This window comes from Bradyrhizobium sp. 45 (assembly GCF_023073155.1).
GTDB classification, from domain to species: domain Bacteria; phylum Pseudomonadota; class Alphaproteobacteria; order Rhizobiales; family Xanthobacteraceae; genus Bradyrhizobium; species Bradyrhizobium canariense_D.
The window spans coordinates 255,284-268,414 of record NZ_JADPIX010000122.1 but is presented as its reverse complement, the minus strand read 5'-3'; the positions used below and the strand labels follow the sequence as shown (position 1 = coordinate 268,414).

Here is a 13,131-nt window from a genome sequence, read left to right as displayed (position 1 = left end):
ATCAGATCGGTCCGCGCGTGGACTGAGGCCGCTCACCCCTTGAAGAACGCAAGCAGGTCCGCGTTGATGGTCTCGGCGTGCGTCGTCGGCATGCCGTGCGGGAAACCCTTGTAGGTCTTCAGCGTGCCGTTCTTCAAGAGCTTGGCCGACAGCGGCGCGGAATCGGCGAAGGGCACGATCTGGTCGTCGTCGCCGTGCATCACCAGCACCGGCACATTGATCTTCTTCAGATCCTCGGTGAAGTCGGTCTGCGAGAACGCGACGATGCCGTCGTAATGGGCTTTCGCGCCGCCCATCATGCCCTGGCGCCACCAGTTCTGGATCACCGCTTCCGACGGCTTTGCGCCGGGACGGTTGTAGCCATAGAAGGGGCCGGCCGCGATGTCGCGGTAGAAGCTGGCGCGGCCGGCAGCGAGCTGCACCTGGAAATCGTCGAACACGCTCTTGGGCAGGCCGCCGGGATTAGCCTCCGTCTTCAGCATCAGCGGCGGCACTGCCGAGAGGATCGCGGCCTTCGCCACCCGGCTCTCGCCATGGCGCGCGATGTAATGCACGACTTCGCCGCCGCCGGTGGAGTGGCCGACATGGATCGCGTTCTTGAGATCGAGATGGGCCGTCACGGCTGCGAGATCATCGGCATAATGATCCATGTCGTGGCCGTCGGCGACCTGCGACGAACGGCCATGGCCGCGACGGTCATGCGCGATGACGCGATAGCCGCGCGTGACGAAGAACATCATCTGCGCGTCCCAGTCGTCAGCCGACAGCGGCCAGCCGTGACTGAACACGATCGGCTGGCCACTTCCCCAGTCCTTGTAGAAGATCTCGACGCCGTCCTTGGTGGTGATGGTGGGCATTGCTAGGCTCCTTGTATGTTCAGGCGACCGCCATCGGCTTGAAGCGGCGCCAGGCGCCGATGGTGAACACCACGAAGAACACCAGCACGAGGCCCTGCACCACGGCGAACACCGGACCTCCGGGCGGCGCCGGCGCCACGGCGGGAGCGAGCGCGGCGAGCGCCGGCACCTTCAGGAACGACTGGATCACCAGCACGAAGACGTTGAAATAGAGCGAGATCATCGCGGTCACGATGTAGACCGGGCGCCACACCCCAGCGAGCTTCATGCCGTAGAGCGCGACGCAGGCGATCGCGAGCAGGACCAGCGAGATGATGCCGATGATATGCGACGGCAGCAGCTCCTTGAACGGAAACAGGAAGCCGGTGGCGCTGGTGAGGATCGTGAACGCTAAGAAAATCGTGGTGAGGCGCGGCATCGGCTTCGAGCCGAGCAGGCCGAACATCACGACAAGGCCGGCGGCGATGCCGATCAGGCTGATGATGACATGAACCAGCGTGAAGGCGGGCAAGCTCAACCCAAGAACCATGACATCTCTCCTACTCTCCATATTGAGGTCGGGATTGATATTACGGTCCTCATCGAATTGCCACACGCGCTGGCGTCACACATGCGTGCGCAGCCATGCGTCGTCGTGCGAATAGAAAACGCATGGCTGAATTATTTGCACCGCTGTCACAAACGACGGCAGTTGTAGCCCGGATGGAGCGAAGCGAAATCCGGGGCTACGAGTCGACGAAGTCGAATCGCGGTTCACACTTCCTTGGTGTCGAAGATCAACAGGTCGGCGCCGCCACTGGCGAATTTCGGCACGTCGGCACCGGTCGCCTTGCCTTCCGGGCTAGCGAATGCCGCCTGGATGTCGGCTGTGCTGTCGAAGGTGAGAATGGCGACGAGATGGATTCCGGAAGGTCCAGCGGGGGAGCCGACCGGCCCCTTGCTGATGGCGTACTTCTTCAAGCCTGGAAGTTTCTTGGCGAGCGGAATATGGGTCTCGGCATAGTATTTGTCGAAGGCCGCAGCATCCGTGGGCGTTTTATACAGCACGACGATTTCAGCCATTTAGTCCTCCCGTTAAGCGCTTCTTTGTCGATCCTCATGGTGAGGAGGCGCGCGAGCGCCCCTGCGGACTATGCTTGCGCATCGCCGCGCGAACCATGCAGGCCCGGCTTTGGCAGCTGGGCCTTCATCCTTCGAGACGCGCGCAATGCGCGCTCCTCAGGATGAGGAGATAGTCACGCATCACACCGCAAGATGGCAAGCCTCATTCGACTTGCCATTTACTTGCCTTGTCCTTGACTAAAGCGCCGGTTTTGCGGCGTCGCCGAGGAAGCCGTGCAGGGAGGCCACGACCTGGGCGCCTTCGCCGATGGCGCCGCCGACGCGCTTGACCGAGCCGGAGCGGACGTCGCCGACGGCGTACACGCCGGGCACCGACGTCTCCAGCGGCGCAACCAGCCGGCCCTGGTTCTGCTCGGACTGCGCGCCTGTGACGACGAAGCCGCCGCGATCGAGCGTGATGCCGCAGCCGTCGAGCCAGCTGGTGGCGGGATCGGCGCCGACGAACAGGAAGAGATTGCGGATGTCGGCGAAATCCTCGTCGGCCGAGAGCCGGCTCTTCCAGCGGATGCGCCGCAGCAGCGAGGCCTCGTCGCCTTCGAGCGCCGTGATCTCGGTGTTGAACATCAGTTCGATGTTCGGCGTGGCTTCGATGCGCTCGATGAGATAGCGCGACATGCTGGCGCCGAGACCGCCGCCGCGGATGATCATCAGCACTTTTTTGGCGTGCCCCGACAGGAACACAGCGGCCTGCCCCGCCGAGTTTCCGGCGCCGACCAGCGCCACTTCCTCGCCGGCGCAGAGCTTCGCCTCGACCGGCGAGGCCCAATACCAGACGCCACGGCCTTCGAACTTGTCGAGGTTCTCGATCTCGGGCCGGCGATAGCGTGCGCCGCTTGCGACCACCACCGCGCGCGAATGCAGGGGATCGCAGCCGTCAAGCGCCACCGAGAACGCGCCGTCCTTGCGCGTGCAGTCGAGCGACTTCACCGTCACCGGGATCATGATTTCCGCGCCGAACTTTTGTGCCTGGTTGAAGGCGCGCGCGGTCAGGGCCTGGCCGGAAATGCCGGTCGGAAAGCCCAGATAGTTTTCGATGCGCGCGCTGGCGCCGGCCTGGCCGCCGAAGGCGCGGGTGTCGAGCACGGCGACGGAGAGGCCTTCGGACGCGGCATACACGGCCGTGGCGAGCCCGGCTGGCCCCGAGCCGACGATCGCGACGTCGTAGATACGGTCGTTGCGCGGACCGCCGATCATGCCGATCGCGCGCGCAAGCTCGGTTTCGCCGGGATTGCGCAGCACCGCACCATCGGGTGTGACGACCAGCGGCCAGTCGTCCGGCTTGGGCGAATAACGCGCGATGACGTCGGCGGCGTCGCGATCGCGCGCGGGATCGAGCAGATGATGCGGCTGGCCGTTGCGGGTGAGGAAGCCCTGCAACCGCACCACGCCTGCCGAATGCGACGGACCGATCAGCACCACGCCGCCGACGCCGCCCTGGAGCAGATTGACCCGGCGCAGGATCAGCGCGCGCATGATGCGCTCGCCGAGTTCGGCCTCGGCGACCAGCAGCGCGCGCAGCCGCTCCGGCGGCAACAGCAGCGTCTCGACATCGCCTTCGGCGCGGCCGTCGACCAGCGCCGGCCGTCCGGAGAGCTGGCTCAGCTCGGCCAAAAATTGCCCCGGCCCCTGATCGATCAACGGCGTGACATGGCCGAGGCCGTCGCGCTGGGTGATGGCGACGTGGCCCTTGAGCACGACGAACATGCCGGGTCCCGGCTTACCGGTCTCGAACAGGAATTCCCCATCGGCATAGTTGCGGACCTCGCCGAAATGCCTGACACGCCCGATCTCGGCTGGTGTCAGCGCCGGAAAGGTCTGTTCAGGGCGGGTGAACCGCGACATCTGCGCGTCACTCTCGGGTCGTTGCGATTCGTCCTGCCCCATTGCCACGTCCATGCACTCCAAAAATTCTAGTCGCCGGTCTTGCCGGCTATCTCGCCGGCGGCCCCCTCATCTAGGGAACCATCTTCATTCTGCGAGGGGTCGGTGCTTGCGGCGCGTTCGCGCGCCTGCATCTTCCGCCGCTTCAGGTTTTCGCGCAGCGCCGATTTGAGCCGGTCGTCGCGGAACGCCCTCGCCTGTCTGGAGTCCTGCTTCGTGCTCTTGTCGTTCTCGTCTGCCATCACCGGTCCATTACAGCGATCGGCGATAACATGCCCGAGGAATAAGGCGGCTCAAGAGGCCCGCGCGATCCGATCGTGCGAAAATCGAAATGGATCGAATCCGGCGTATCGGGCAACTGGCCAGTTGGGTGGGGATATCGGAACCTATTCCGCGGAAAGTCGGCCGTTTCGCGCCAGAACAGGCATTTTGGCCCCGATATCGACCCGATTTTATCGCTTTGGCGGAGCTAGCAAGCTTGCACAGGAGGGGGCCTTGTGGCAGATATCGGCCCGCTTGGTAGGCCCCTCGTGGCGGCCGATTCTTATCCCAGCACATGCTGCCGTAGCTCAGTGGTAGAGCACTCCATTGGTAATGGAGAGGTCGACAGTTCAATCCTGTCTGGCAGCACCACTAATGTCCATGTGACATCAGCAACTTACTGAACATGTTGAGGCTTTCGCGCTGCGCCTGATACACACAGGTGCTACACGATGATCTTGAGAATGGCTTGTCCTACTAAACGCCCCGGCTCCGACAACTGGTACTTCCGCAAGCGTATCCCTGCTGACGTACAAGCGATCTTGGCCAAGCTGCCAAGAAGTCAGCGGCCTGCGAACTGGTACAAAGACCAAATCAGTATCTCGCTCAAAACGGCAGATCGTGCTGTCGCCAAAGCGAGGTGCCCCGATGTCTCGGCCCAAGTTGAGCGCACCATGGCCGCGCTCCGCGCTGGCCCAAAGCCGCTTAGACCCAAGCAGATCAACGCGCTCTCCGGCGAACTCTACGTGGGCCTTGCAGAAGCCCTTGAAGGCACGCCTGTCGTGACGGCTGCGCAGTGGTCACGCGTGGCCGAGGTCAACGAGCAGGTTCGTCGTGGTCAGCACGGCACGGTCGCGAAGTTGGGCATTCACAGATCACCGGCAGACCGCATCCGCGCCGCTCTGGAGCAAAGGTTTGGCAAGATCATCGACGCCTGTCTCGTCAGACGCGGCATCGTCACGGACGAAGAGAGCCGTTGGAAGTTGATCGACATGGCGTCTCGCGATTTGACCGTGATGGCTAACAGATTGGCTCGCGCCGCTGACGGTGACTTCACGCCAGACGAATATCCCAAGCGGTTCGTGAAGTTCGAGGAACAGGCGTGCAAACCTTCGACGCAACGCTCTCTGACGGGCCTCATAGAGGCATGGCACAAGGCCGCGCTTGATCGCAACGTACGAAAGCGGGATGCTGGTCGCATCAAGAAGCGTTTCGAGAAGCTGATTGAGTTTCTTCAGCATGACGACGCTAGTCGCGTCAGCAAGCAAGACATTGTGCGCTGGCGGGATCACCGTCTCGCACAAAAGGTCAGCATCAAGACGATCAACGATAGCGACATCGCTTCCTTCACCAACGTCTTCAACTGGGGCGTCGAGCGAGACTGGCTCGCCAGCAATCCGGCCGAAAAGACAACGATCAAGACGAAGCGGAAGGTGACGATCCGAGAAGAGTTCTTCACACACGAAGAGACCGCGACCGTACTCAATCTCGCTGCATCGGTGACGGGATCGAAGCGAGAGCGTCCCAAGACTACCGCAGCGAAACGATGGGTGCCTTGGCTACTCGCCTACTCAGGCGCTCGTGTCGCTGAGATGATCCAGTTACGAAAGCAAGACCTTCGCAAAGACCCAGATCATGGTTGGATACTTAGGCTCACGCCTGAGGCAGGAAGCATCAAGACAAACACCTTCTGCGATGTGCCGGTGCATGAACATTTGGTCGCCGCCGGGTTCATAGACTTCGTCAACCACTCGAAGGCGGGACATCTCTTCTGCGAGCCCGCCAAGGATGGCAGCATCGAAGGGCCGGCTGAGGGGGTCTACAGCCGCATTTGGAAGATGGTCCGAGGAGTGATCAAGGGCGATGTTCAGCCGAACCACGCATGGCGGTACACATTCAAGACCTATGGCCTCGAAGCTGGCATTCAGGAGCGCATCTTGGACGCGATCTCGAACCACACGCCGAAGCACCAAGGAGGCAGGTACACGAAGGTCACGCTCAAGGCTCGCGCTGATGCGATTGCGAGGTTCCCGAGATACCCAACCCGCTAGTGCGCTGCGCGTGTTTCCCTGTCCGCTGCGGTACTCATTTGGAACTACATGTTCCGATCCCGACTTGCTGGAAGCGCAGGTCCGGTAAGCACACGGCGAGCAGTCCTCGTGAAGGCCAAAACGAATGATTGCCGCATACAACGAAAGGCTGGTCGGATACGCGATGGCGGTCAACGACTGGGATTATTTTTACAGCTACATCGCTGAGCCGAGAACCCGGACAGAGGTTGATGAATTTGTTCACCTTGAGACGCTGGAGCTGCATGGCAAGTTGATCTCGCCCAATCACCAAACTGGGCGCAAGTTGACCATCATGCTCGCTTGCGAGAAGGCACCTGCGGAGGGACAATTAGTCACCTATGACCGTCCCGTGTTGGGTAATCTCGATACCTCTAAGAGAGCAATGGTGGCTTACTTGTTGCTACCCGCTCCTCACGTGAACAGAATAGTTAGCGTCGTGGCGTCAAACAAACCACTTGAAGCCCTTCTCATGACGACGAAGATCTACCGCAACAAGGCTTTGGTGCGCAGCGTCAACGTTTTTACGAGGCAGTGCAACGTCCCGCCATCGCGGCGAGTTTAGGTTCTTAGCGGGCGACCTTCGCGTTGACGGGTAACAAGATCAGCTCATGGCCCGGCGTCAGGCCGTTTGTCGCCTGCTCTTCGGGGCTCAGCGGACATCATTGACGAGACTGCAGCAGCCTGCGATCCTGCGGGAGGTTGATGTCCCCTGCCATTCGTAGACGGTCTACTGATGGCAACGCCGTCGAGATGACCACTGGGGCCTCACATGACTGACATCTTCAAGATACCGCTATCCCCACTCTCCACGCCCCTCGGGCGCATCGGAGCCGCCCCCTCGCGCCTAATGAGTGTGCGCGAGTGGTGGTATGAGATGGACGAACCTGTAGCGATGCTGGAAGACCCCCAAGAAGCCTTCAGGGCAGACGAGCGGACGCTGCTGAGGGTCTGCCTGGACAACGGCATCGCCTATCGAGCGGCCACCACCCAGCGCCCTGCTGCCTTCCCAGCTTGGCTGTTCAGGGAAGTGTATCGGGTACTCTGAGCGCCCGCGCTGATCTCCCTCATGAGTTCCCCCGGATAGTTGGCGCAAATCCGCGAAAGCCCCATTCTGAGTGGGTCTGGTGCGAGCTTTCCCCCGCCGGGGGCCTTCCTGAAGCACAGCACGTTCACCGAGGCATTCTGACGATGATCCTACGAAGACCGTATGCGCCGACATGGTTGACGAAAGAGCAGATCAAGCGGCGGCTCGATGTGCTTGAGACGGTGAAGGGCTTGCTCTGGCATCCGACCACAACCATTCACACCCCTGTCGAGAAGCGCTTCGACGAGGCGGTGGCAAACGTTGTGAAGCAAGCAATCCGTGAAGCGCAAGGCGCACTGCGGTCAGCATCTGTTGACGCAGAGGAAGCCGGAAAGGCCCCTGTGGAACAGCAGGTCATTGACTTCGTGAAGTCGTTCAACTGCATCGGTCCGGCCCGTCTGAAGCGGCTTCATCGCTCGCGACGGGAACGCTCAGGCGCTGCACTGTAGAGGTCACCTCAAGACCCGATACAGCTGGCTGTAGAGAAGAGCCCCACAACGCATCCTTCTATGCGCCTTGGAAGCCCTCGTAAGGGCCGCGCAGGAAGCCATGCGGGGCTTCTAGGAGATTAGGTTGCGCCAAAGCCTATGGAACGACGCTATCCCGGCTGGTCAGTTAGGTTGCAGTTTCGCCAATGAAGACCTGTCCTCGGCGACGGTCAAATAGGTTGCAGTAAAGCCCTACGGAACGCCACGGCTCTCGCGGTGCGAGGGAGTGTGCGAACGCGCCTACCCTAAGCGCATCAGATTGGCTTGGCCGATCGCGACACACCTCGAAGCTGCACGCGAAAGACACCACCTGTTCTTGGGGTGTTTAGTTCATGGGTAATGCTTGGTCCACCCCGCGCGGAGCTGCCAAGCCACTGAAGTTGACCACTTCAGATGTCCCTCAGCATCCCCAGCCCCAGCAATCTCTGGGCTCTCCGATCAACTTCCAATCCCGCACAGGATCGCACACGCATGCTCTACGTCCAAGAAACCGTCCACCGCCAGACTGGACGGCTCATCACCGACCCGATTGGCGAGTTCATCACCGTCACTGAACTAGGCGAACAGTACGGAGTTGGGCCGAAACGGGTCCGCGTCGTTCTCCATCACATGGGCGTTCTCGCTGCCGAAGGGCGGCGCTATCGCTTGCCTCGAGCGTTCGTTGAACGTCGCCTTGGCGTCCGACACGACAATCCGAGATCAGGCCATCCATTCGACGTTCTGTCCCCGGAGTGCCAAGCACTAATCGCCGAAGCGTGGCACGACACAGTTGCCGACCTCGTAAGCGAGGCCGCCCCGACGATGCGCCGCGCCGAAGCTGCGCTTGCTGCGTTCCGCTCGACCCGTAGTCGCGAGCTGAACACGCAGGAGGCGGTGTGTTGGCTGTACGACCACCATCCCCGTCTGCTCCATCGTCAGATCGCGGACATCCTCGGTGTCACCGCTCAGCTCGTCTCAAGGTTCACTAAGCTGCGGGCCAAACAGATCAACATCGCTCGCAGGGCTCAGACGCGGCCAGTTCTGTAGCGCTCGAAAGGGACACCCCCTTGGTCCTCCCGGGATGAGGGGGGTTGACTTATTTCGAGTATTATTACAACTTAGTCAACGTTCGTTGACTGGAATGTAATGATATGGCTGAGGGTGTGTTTGTCGCGTATTACCGGGTCTCTACCAAGGGACAAGGTAGGTCGGGCCTTGGGCTGGAGGCTCAGCAGGAAGCCGTGCGCAGCTATCTCAATGGCGGGCGGTGGTCGCTTGCAGAGGCGTTCACTGAGGTGGAGAGCGGGAAAAGAGATGATGATCGCCCGCAGCTTGCCAAGGCCCTACAGACCTGCCGTGTTTATGGTGCCAAGCTCGTCATCGCCAAGCTCGACCGGCTATCTCGCGATGCGCACTTCCTGCTTGGGCTGGAGAAGGCTGGCGTGGACTTCGTTGCCGCTGACATGCCTCATGCGAACCGACTAACGGTCGGCATCATGGCGATGGTCGCCGACGAGGAGCGACGGGCGATCTCGGACCGAACCAAGGTGGCCCTTGCAGCGGCCAAGCGGCGTGGCGTGCGGCTCGGGGGCGACCGAGGGGCTCGGCTCTCCCGGGCGGCACGGAAGGCTGGCCGCGACATTCAAGTTGCTCGCGCCAACGAGCGTGCTGCAGACCTTGCCCACATCATACGAGACCTACAAGCCAATGGCGTGAACTCGCTCAGTGGCATCGCACGGGCCCTCACGGAGCGGCGCGTTCCTACACCGCGTGGCTCGACTGAATGGTCAGCTGTGCAGGTGGCCCGTACGATGGCACGGCTGAACGTGACAGCTTAGGGCTTGCGCAATCGAAGCCATCCCTGCGGATGATCGTTCTTATCCCGCCCAATCAGTGTTTTTCCCCAGTTGTCACGCCGATGCACATCGAACGGCGTTGAGGGTTACCGCCCCACTATGGCAAGGTGACGAACCGCCTTTCCACCCTTGGAGATTGTATGGGGCAGGCTCGGCCGCTTTCAGTCAACGGATTGCTCATGCCGTCCGGCTTCCCGGCAAGCCCTTTCGAGGCGACCTACTGGGCAGCGGTTGGCCTAACAGGTCCCTTCATTGGCGACTTCGTGGGGGCATGGAATGCCGTGTCTTATCGGTACCACGCACTGTTCGATTACAGCGACGCCTTTGAGGTCTCGATCAAACAACATGGTGCGGCGCCGGAGGCGAGCATTCGCTACACACAAGAGAAGAACCTGTTTGGGTTCTTTTCCAGCGCCTTCTCAGTCTTCGAAGCGTACTTCTTCGGCATGTTTGCGCTGGGAGCAATGCTATCACCCGGCACCTTCCCGCTCGCCACACCGAGCGACAGGCAGCGCGTCGCAATCGGCTCGACGACCGCGGGCTATAAACGAACCTGGGCAAGCGATCCCATCATCACAACATTTGAGGCCCTATCAAAGGACCCGCTCTACCAAGGGCTTCGCGATGCTAGGAACGTCCTGACGCACCGAGTAGCGCCGGGCAGGACCATCTACGTCTCATTCTCCGAGGACGAAACGCCGACCGGAGACTGGAAGCTACTCAACTCGCCGCTAGATGAGCGAACCACCCGATCACGGCTTGATGGCGTCTCCCGGCTCTTGGAGATGCTAATGAATGCGTCACAGTTGTTTGCTGAGGCTCGGGGGAAGGCACCATGAAGAAGAACTTACTGAAAATACCGCAACAGGTTCTCAACCGCATAAATGCGTTTGCAGCAGATGATGTCGTGGTCGCCGTGGTGAAGCGCATCAATGCAAGCGACGTCGGCAACTACCGCGCTTTAGGCGTGACCCTTTCGGGCGAACAGCTGACGCTCCCAAGCCCATTCATCCCACCCGTGGAAGCAGGCCGATACTCCCGAGCGAACGTGGAAGGCAAGGAGGTAACGCGCAAAGATCTTCCCATGGTGACCAAGACGTTCTCTTGGGAGAGCCCGAATTGGGGAGATTGGAGCAACGGATCGCACACGCACTACAACACTCGCGAGGTCTATCAACGCGATTTCATTCCCCCCAAGGAAGTTGAACTGTCGCTTACGCTGCTGGAGCAACGAGAGGGGCCGCAGTTCGTCGTCAGGTTTGCAGTCGATCAAGTCCTGAGCAAACAGGCACCCGACTTCGATGCGGACCTTCTGTACAACTTAAATATCCTGCAGGAGAACCTAGGCGCTGCTGATGTCTTTGAGAGCACCGCGACGTTGGCACAGTACCTCGACACCGTGCGTGTGGACTGGGAGATACTTCCCGTCGGTAACGTAGATGAAGTGGTCCGACGGATGCTCCGCGGCAAGAGGCCGGTATCTGAGGCAAGCCGCGACACGATGAAAGAACGGCTAAACATCATGGCGCGCTTCAGGCCAACGGCATTCATTGCGGGGACTAACGGGTTCCTGAGATACTTCGGTGCACAATTCGGCGACAACTTGGTCGCCTTTGAGAACTTGTCCTACGGCAATGCTCTGTACCTGATGTATGAGGATTGGGAGGAACTAAGCCGACGAAGCCGCATCGACCTTCTTAAGGGACCTCGCGACGGGTTTGACCGTATCGAGCACCGAGATGGCTGGGAGCAACGCCTCGAAACCCTGCTAGACGAACGTCGCTAGAGCGAGTAGCCATCGACTAGGAACAGATCAGATAGATCGGAGCGTCGTGAACACGCAGGAGGCACGGCTTCGGGTGGCACTTCTCAGAGGAGAACTCACCGAGGTCGCCGAGCTTTTGCACGTCTGCCCGCTCGCTCCCGCGAGAACGCCGGACTTAGGACATGTATGTCAAAAAAACGATCCGCTTTAGCCAACGAAGAAGCTATGAGGCGTACAAAGCTCATCGTTCCTTCTTTGGCCGCTGATACATGGTTTGCACTGAGAGCGAGAGCTGCCATGCATGCGGCCAATGATGTCATAAGCGAAGACAGGTTCAATCGTCCGTGCTCCTTCGGCGACACGTTCAACGTGACGCAGAATAGCTTGGCTCTGAATGTTGCTCTTGCGTTAGCTCGTCTGTTTGACGTGTCTGACCCCGCGGGGCATCCCGTTGAACAGCAGGACAAAGCCTCTATTCCGGTTCTCGCGCACCTCTTCAGGCGACAGGACGTTCAGGAAACTCTCGCAGCGAATGCCCGCGAATGGCACCCCCAACTGACGGACGGAGCTAAACTGGGCGAAGCGAGTTGCAGAGAGGCTTCCTCTAAGGCTTTGGCTCTGTATGAAATGTACGTAAACTCGCCGAGCCATCAGAAAGCCCAATCGCGTCTTCGCAGCTTTCGAACGGGCCGGCTGGCCCACCACCTGTTCGACGACCAGCCAACCGACCTTCCGCGCTTCGACGATCTCGATGCCCTCGCCGACTTCGCTGGTGAGTTCGTTCGAGCCGCCGTGCTAGCCGTCGAGGGACACGACCGCGACCTTGGTCACGAGGAGGAGATCAAATGGAAGATGGACAAGACGTTCTGGGAAGTGGCTCTTTCGGCCGCACTCGCTGCTGACCAGTGAAATTCAGTCAGTGAGGTGAATGACAACTGCTCCCACGACTGATACACACGGAGAGCTGGCGAGGCGAAAAACTCCAACATTTTCAGTAGCTCACCTGGCGACCGCTACAGTTCAATCCTGTCTGGCAGCACCATTCCCTCGCTCAAATCACACATGAAACAGCCTTCTCGCGGCATGAGATGCCCGAGTTTTGCTTCTACCTTGACCCTCCTCTGTGAAGAGGCGCAGGGAAGACCGGGTGCCGGCTTAGCACCCGCGGTCCGCTGCGCGAAAATGTAGCGCAAAAAGACCGCACAGCAGCATACAGGTGACGCCGAACACTCGGCCTTCCCTGCGCAGTGGGTTGACGGCTTATGCCGCGCTCTCCCCGGCGACGAGTTCCTTTTTGTCACCGTCGCCTTGCGAATTGACGATGCATTGAGACCCGGTTGAGCCTCGATCCATCTCCGCAAGGCTTGACCGTAGCAACGACGGCCAGGACCACACGATTTTGCCGTACGCAGCGATCCGGCTTCGCCAAGAGGCTCGCCGGACACAGGCGCCGTTCGTCCGCACGCAACAGGACCTCACGAGGTTCATCTCGCCCTGGTTCCGCCTTCGCGTGCCCGACACTGCCGCGTCCACCGCCCCCCGACCCACGCACGTTACGACGGACGATCGCCCCTCTCCCTGGACCGGGATGGCGGATTGATACTGCGATTCCGAATTTCGGTAAAGTGGAATATTTTTGTGGGGGAGGGTTGACGAGATTTTGCAGGAGAGAGGTGTTTTGCCCGACGGGTCAGATTTGCCTGCCTAGCGCGCGCCTAAGCACGTATATCGCCCAACCTATGGAAGGGGATACAAGCCGACGTCGA

The 13,131-nt window shown here is 60.4% G+C and carries 14 protein-coding genes and 1 tRNA gene; 10 read left to right on the top strand and 5 right to left on the bottom strand.

Annotated features, from left to right (window positions below):
• Positions 1–32 precede the first annotated feature (32 nt).
• The 5 genes from IVB42_RS21565 to IVB42_RS21545 all read right to left on the bottom strand — a co-directional run bounded on the left by IVB42_RS21565 (position 33) and on the right by IVB42_RS21545 (position 4,102).
• Positions 33–857 (bottom strand): alpha/beta hydrolase, encoded by an 825-nt coding sequence (locus tag IVB42_RS21565; protein WP_018453107.1) that lies wholly within the window; start codon positions 855–857, stop codon positions 33–35.
• A 19-nt stretch (positions 858–876) separates the two neighbouring features.
• Entirely contained in the window at positions 877–1,386 is a 510-nt protein-coding gene (locus IVB42_RS21560; protein ID WP_026232463.1) for a hypothetical protein, read from the bottom strand.
• 224 nt (positions 1,387–1,610) lie between these two features.
• On the bottom strand, positions 1,611–1,919 hold the full coding sequence (locus IVB42_RS21555; RefSeq protein ID WP_007615494.1) for an EthD family reductase: 309 nt from the start codon (positions 1,917–1,919) through the stop codon (positions 1,611–1,613).
• A 237-nt stretch (positions 1,920–2,156) separates the two neighbouring features.
• The gene (locus IVB42_RS21550; protein ID WP_018453105.1) at positions 2,157–3,863 is read right to left on the bottom strand and encodes an FAD-dependent oxidoreductase; all 1,707 of its coding nucleotides are present in this window, start codon (positions 3,861–3,863) and stop codon (positions 2,157–2,159) included.
• Between the two features lie 26 nt (positions 3,864–3,889).
• On the bottom strand, positions 3,890–4,102 hold the full coding sequence (locus IVB42_RS21545; RefSeq protein ID WP_018453104.1) for a hypothetical protein: 213 nt from the start codon (positions 4,100–4,102) through the stop codon (positions 3,890–3,892).
• Between the two features lie 316 nt (positions 4,103–4,418).
• On the opposite strand from IVB42_RS21545, the gene IVB42_RS21540 reads away from it, so the two are divergent.
• The 10 genes from IVB42_RS21540 to IVB42_RS21495 all read left to right on the top strand — a co-directional run bounded on the left by IVB42_RS21540 (position 4,419) and on the right by IVB42_RS21495 (position 12,274).
• Positions 4,419–4,493 (top strand) — tRNA-Thr (locus IVB42_RS21540).
• Positions 4,494–4,573: 80 nt separating this feature from the next.
• Entirely contained in the window at positions 4,574–6,172 is a 1,599-nt protein-coding gene (locus IVB42_RS21535; RefSeq protein WP_247395392.1) for a DUF6538 domain-containing protein, read from the top strand.
• Positions 6,173–6,296: 124 nt separating this feature from the next.
• Positions 6,297–6,755 carry a hypothetical protein gene (locus IVB42_RS21530; RefSeq protein ID WP_247395393.1) on the top strand — a complete coding sequence of 153 codons (459 nt, stop codon included), beginning with the start codon at positions 6,297–6,299 and terminating at the stop codon, positions 6,753–6,755.
• A gap of 207 nt (positions 6,756–6,962) precedes the next feature.
• Complete coding sequence (locus IVB42_RS21525; protein WP_247368567.1) at positions 6,963–7,238, top strand: hypothetical protein; 276 nt, start codon at positions 6,963–6,965, stop codon at positions 7,236–7,238.
• Positions 7,239–7,414: 176 nt separating this feature from the next.
• Positions 7,415–7,726 carry a hypothetical protein gene (locus tag IVB42_RS21520; RefSeq protein WP_247368564.1) on the top strand — a complete coding sequence of 104 codons (312 nt, stop codon included), beginning with the start codon at positions 7,415–7,417 and terminating at the stop codon, positions 7,724–7,726.
• A 510-nt stretch (positions 7,727–8,236) separates the two neighbouring features.
• Positions 8,237–8,791 carry a hypothetical protein gene (locus IVB42_RS21515; RefSeq protein ID WP_247368561.1) on the top strand — a complete coding sequence of 185 codons (555 nt, stop codon included), beginning with the start codon at positions 8,237–8,239 and terminating at the stop codon, positions 8,789–8,791.
• Between the two features lie 104 nt (positions 8,792–8,895).
• Positions 8,896–9,582 carry a recombinase family protein gene (locus IVB42_RS21510; protein ID WP_247368559.1) on the top strand — a complete coding sequence of 229 codons (687 nt, stop codon included), beginning with the start codon at positions 8,896–8,898 and terminating at the stop codon, positions 9,580–9,582.
• Between the two features lie 158 nt (positions 9,583–9,740).
• Positions 9,741–10,439: a hypothetical protein gene (locus tag IVB42_RS21505; RefSeq protein WP_247471226.1), complete on the top strand. Its 699-nt coding sequence runs from the start codon at positions 9,741–9,743 to the stop codon at positions 10,437–10,439.
• Entirely contained in the window at positions 10,436–11,386 is a 951-nt protein-coding gene (locus IVB42_RS21500) for a hypothetical protein (protein WP_247399197.1), read from the top strand. The genes IVB42_RS21505 and IVB42_RS21500 overlap by 4 nt, the downstream gene beginning before the upstream one ends.
• Before the next feature lie 276 nt (positions 11,387–11,662).
• Complete coding sequence (locus IVB42_RS21495) at positions 11,663–12,274, top strand: hypothetical protein (protein WP_247399195.1); 612 nt, start codon at positions 11,663–11,665, stop codon at positions 12,272–12,274.
• The last annotated feature ends 857 nt before the right edge of the window (positions 12,275–13,131 follow it).

What these genes read in the sequence shown, in the direction of transcription:
- IVB42_RS21555 (WP_007615494.1), bottom strand. Translation starts at nt 1,919, where the DNA reads ATGGCTGAAATCGTCGTGCTGTATAAAACGCCCACGGATGCTGCGGCC.
- IVB42_RS21505 (WP_247471226.1), top strand. Translation starts at nt 9,741, where the DNA reads ATGGGGCAGGCTCGGCCGCTTTCAGTCAACGGATTGCTCATGCCGTCC.
- IVB42_RS21515 (WP_247368561.1), top strand. Translation starts at nt 8,237, where the DNA reads ATGCTCTACGTCCAAGAAACCGTCCACCGCCAGACTGGACGGCTCATC.
- IVB42_RS21560 (WP_026232463.1), bottom strand. Translation starts at nt 1,386, where the DNA reads ATGGTTCTTGGGTTGAGCTTGCCCGCCTTCACGCTGGTTCATGTCATC.
- IVB42_RS21530 (WP_247395393.1), top strand. Translation starts at nt 6,297, where the DNA reads ATGATTGCCGCATACAACGAAAGGCTGGTCGGATACGCGATGGCGGTC.
- IVB42_RS21535 (WP_247395392.1), top strand. Translation starts at nt 4,574, where the DNA reads ATGATCTTGAGAATGGCTTGTCCTACTAAACGCCCCGGCTCCGACAAC.
- IVB42_RS21550 (WP_018453105.1), bottom strand. Translation starts at nt 3,863, where the DNA reads ATGGGGCAGGACGAATCGCAACGACCCGAGAGTGACGCGCAGATGTCG.
- IVB42_RS21565 (WP_018453107.1), bottom strand. Translation starts at nt 857, where the DNA reads ATGCCCACCATCACCACCAAGGACGGCGTCGAGATCTTCTACAAGGAC.
- IVB42_RS21545 (WP_018453104.1), bottom strand. Translation starts at nt 4,102, where the DNA reads ATGGCAGACGAGAACGACAAGAGCACGAAGCAGGACTCCAGACAGGCG.
- IVB42_RS21525 (WP_247368567.1), top strand. Translation starts at nt 6,963, where the DNA reads ATGACTGACATCTTCAAGATACCGCTATCCCCACTCTCCACGCCCCTC.
- IVB42_RS21510 (WP_247368559.1), top strand. Translation starts at nt 8,896, where the DNA reads ATGGCTGAGGGTGTGTTTGTCGCGTATTACCGGGTCTCTACCAAGGGA.
- IVB42_RS21500 (WP_247399197.1), top strand. Translation starts at nt 10,436, where the DNA reads ATGAAGAAGAACTTACTGAAAATACCGCAACAGGTTCTCAACCGCATA.
- IVB42_RS21495 (WP_247399195.1), top strand. Translation starts at nt 11,663, where the DNA reads ATGCATGCGGCCAATGATGTCATAAGCGAAGACAGGTTCAATCGTCCG.